This window comes from Terrisporobacter muris, from assembly GCF_024621905.1.
Classification (GTDB): Bacteria; Bacillota; Clostridia; order Peptostreptococcales; family Peptostreptococcaceae; genus Terrisporobacter; species Terrisporobacter muris.
In genome coordinates, this window is the sequence record NZ_JANKBY010000329.1 from 1 (window position 1) to 3916 (window position 3916).

At 29.5% G+C, this 3916-nt stretch carries 3 protein-coding genes; all 3 read right to left on the reverse strand.

Annotated features, from left to right (window positions below):
* The coding region (locus tag NSA58_RS21035) for a D-glutamate cyclase family protein (RefSeq protein WP_408648057.1) at positions 1–116 on the reverse strand (116 nt) is incomplete at its 3' end.
* Positions 113–1006 (reverse strand): AI-2E family transporter, encoded by an 894-nt coding sequence (locus NSA58_RS17120; protein ID WP_330652600.1) that lies wholly within the window; start codon positions 1004–1006, stop codon positions 113–115. The genes NSA58_RS21035 and NSA58_RS17120, both read right to left, overlap by 4 nt.
* A 647-nt stretch (positions 1007–1653) precedes the next feature.
* Complete coding sequence (gene ftsH, locus NSA58_RS17125) at positions 1654–3678, reverse strand: ATP-dependent zinc metalloprotease FtsH (protein ID WP_039678772.1); 2025 nt, start codon at positions 3676–3678, stop codon at positions 1654–1656.
* Between the last annotated feature and the right edge of the window lie 238 nt (positions 3679–3916).

Genomic DNA, 3916 nt, shown 5'->3' on the forward strand with positions numbered 1-3916 from the left:
TTCATAACTACTGATTGAGGTGTTACACCACAAGGCCAAAATACTGGTACTTCACCATTTTTAATAGTTACACTATCTCCAAATTCAGGATTGTTAATATCTTCAATTCCAATTATCCCAGGGTCTCAATCAAAATTATAAATGCTGATATTCCAATACCTACATAAGTTCCAAATATAGGTATAAAATTTAGAATAGGTATCATTATACTTATTAACAATGCAAAAGGTATTTTAAGTAAAGAAAAAACTATAAAAAATGCTGTCCCTAATATTAATCCATCCATTGATTGACCCAATATAAATTTAGAAAACTTATTATTTGTTAACTTTAAAATATACATTATTCTTTCACATTTATTCTCATTTAAAAATGCATATATAAGCTTTTTGAATTGTAAAATTAGCTTTTCTTTGCTAAGTAAAATATACATGGATATTATTATTCCCAAGAATAAATTCATAAAGAAATTTGTTATTCCTATAGTGAAATTAAATACATTAGAAATAAACATATTAATAAAATTTTGAACAAAAGATAGAAATTTTTGTATCATAGCTTGTATATCAAAAGATGTATTTTTCAACATATCAAGCTGGTCTACTTTATTCATTATTTCATTTTGAAGACCACTTATATATTTGGGAATATCATTAGTCAAAGATCTTAAACTATCAGCTAACTGAGGTACTATATAGCTAATAAATATCCACATTAAGATTACTACTATTACAATGGTACATACTAGGGATATAATCCTTGACATTTTTGATAAACTTTTATTCTTTTTACATAAAGGCCTTACAATTTTTTCTTCTATAAGTTTCATTGGCAAGTTTAATAAAAATGCAATTACTCCACCAATTATAAATGGTTTAAATGCTGTTATAAATTTACTAATTATACCTGGTATTAGGGTTGGCTTAAATATAAATAAAATAAAAAGCATTATATATGTAGATATTATAAGTTGATTTTTTAATTTTATATCTTTTAGTTTATTCATCATTTCCTCCATGAAAATCCATATTCTACTTACATTTATATTTTACAATTTTAACTTTAATTATCTATTTTTATAATATAAATTGTACATCTCTTAGAAGTAAATTAGTTAATTTTTTATGTAAAAAATTAACTAATCTTCTATATATCTTTATATATCAAACTTCCAAGTTTTCTATAAAACTCATACATAAGATGAGAGGTTAGCTTTATTTCTCAAAAACACAAAAACTTCTTGGGCACACTAAATACCATTTTTTCTGTTCCTACTGTAACCTATACAACTCTAAGAACGCCTCTTAGACACACCTTGAATTAAATCAATTCAGATGCTTTCACCTATGTGCGTTCCTACTGTTCCTATAATCTATATTGAGCTTATATATACGGTAATTATAGGTATAATAGGTACTAGTGCACGTATATGCGCACGTAATGGTTTCTTAAATCTTTTGAACACCACTTCGGCATAGTTTTTTCATTAACAAATTTTCTGATAACATTATATATCACAACTTATCCATATATATTTATCATTTACTTTTATCAAAAAGAGACTGCATCAACTAGGATTCTCTTTAAATATATAACATATTTATTCTCTAAAAAAAGCACCAACTTAAACGTTGATGCTTTTTTTATTTAATTCTACTTTTCTTCATCATCAGTAGTCTTAACATCTTCTATTACAACATTTCCTTCAACTTTTTCAAGTTCTTGCTCTATGCGTTTTTGTTGTTCTTCTGCTCTTTTTTCTTGCTCTTTTGCTTCTTCAATCTCAAGTCTTTCTGCTTCTTTCTTAGCTGCTTCTTTAGCATCATGTTCTTCTTTAACTTCTGCCACAGATTTTCCGTTTAAGATTTCCATAAACTCTTCACCTGTAATAGTTTCTTTTTCTAATAAGAAATCAGAAAGCTCGTGTAATTTATCAATATTTTCTTCAAGTATTTTTGTAGCTTTATCATGAGCTGATTTTATTATACTTAATACTTCTTTATCAATCTTAGCTGATGCTTCTGGTGAACACATTAGCGATGCATCTCCACCTAAATATTGATTATTTACTGTTTCTAGAGCCATCATATCGAACTCTTCACTCATTCCGTAACGAGTAACCATTGCTCTTGCTATTCTTGTTGCTTGTTCTATATCATTAGAGGCACCTGTTGTGAAAGAATTAAAGATAATTTCTTCCGCAGCACGACCTCCTGTAAATGTTGCTATTTTGTTGAAAGCTTCTTCCTTAGACATAAGTACTCTTTCGCCTTCTTCTACCTGCATAGTGTACCCTAGAGCCCCAGATGTACGAGGGATAATCGTAATCTTGTGCACTGGTGCAGATTCTGTTTGTTTAGCTGCAACTAATGCATGACCTATTTCGTGATATGCTACTATTTTCTTTTCTCTTGGAGAAATAACTGCAGCTTTTCTTTGGTATCCTGCTATTATTACTTCTACAGATTCTTCTAAGTCAGCTTGTGTAGCTTTATGTCTTCCTAGTCTAACTGCTCTAAGTGCTGCTTCATTTACTATATTTGCAAGTTCTGCACCACTAGCTCCAGCTGTTGCTCTTGCTATTCCGTTGAAATCAACATCTTCGTCCATTTTAACTTTTTTAGCATGAACTTTTAGTATATCTTCACGACCTTTTAAGTCAGGAAGTTCTACTGGTACTCTTCTGTCAAAACGTCCTGGTCTAAGTAGTGCTTTGTCTAGAGATTCTGGTCTATTAGTTGCTGCAAGTATTACAACACCTTTTTTACCATCAAATCCATCCATTTCAGTAAGTAACTGATTAAGCGTTTGTTCTCTTTCGTCATTACCACCCATTCCTCCGCCATCACGTTTTTTACCTATAGTGTCTATCTCATCTATAAATACGATACATGGAGCTTTTTCTTGAGCTTGTTTGAATAAATCTCTAACTTTTGCAGCACCCATACCAACAAACATTTCCACAAACTCAGAGCCTGAGATTGAGAAGAATGGTACTTTTGCTTCCCCTGCAACTGCTTTTGCAAGTAAAGTTTTTCCTGTACCCGGAGGTCCAACAAGCAATGCACCTTTTGGCATTGATGCACCTATTTCTTCGTACTTTTTAGGATTGTGTAAGAAATCAACTATTTCAGTTAATGATTCTTTGGCTTCGTCTTGTCCTGCCACATCTTCAAAAGTCTTTCCTGTTTGTGCTTCTACATATATTTTTGCATTACTCTTACCAAATTGCATTGGGCCGCCTCTGCCACCCATTCTATTTGTCATTTTTTTCATCATAAAGTTTAGTAAAGCAATCATTAATATTGTTGGTAAAACCCAATAAAGAATAAACTCAACTATTGGTGAATCTTGCTTTGGTATTTCTTGGTTGAATTTTTTTACGCCTGCTTTATATAAACGATTTACTAAATCATCATCATTCATTTGACCAGTTACATAAACTTTTTCTTTTTCATCTTTAACAGTAAAAGTAATTTGTTTTGAGTTGTCAATGTCTACTTGGTTTACTTTTCCTTCATCAACCATTGTAAGGAATGTTCCATAGTCCACATTCTCTACTTTTCCACTCATATTATATAGAGCTGGAAAAATAAATGAATTAAGTACTACTAGTAAAAGAAGTATTATCCCATAATAATATAACCATGATTTTTTTTGAGGTTTTTTTTCCTTCATAAGATATCTCCTAAATAATTATTCTGTATTTATTACTATATATACCCATCATATATGTCTTTAACATTAAATATAATGTTATAAAGTTATAAAATGACTTATATAAAATAGTAAATTTAATAAGGTATTTTGTCAATGTTTCTGATACTATATTTTTATACTTATATTGATTTTGTGTATTTTTCACATTTTTATAATAAATAATTATATAGTGTTAATATGAATTTATTATGAATTA

What these genes read in the sequence shown, in the direction of transcription:
- ftsH (WP_039678772.1), bottom strand. Translation starts at nt 3,678, where the DNA reads ATGAAGGAAAAAAAACCTCAAAAAAAATCATGGTTATATTATTATGGG.
- NSA58_RS17120 (WP_330652600.1), bottom strand. Translation starts at nt 1,006, where the DNA reads ATGAATAAACTAAAAGATATAAAATTAAAAAATCAACTTATAATATCT.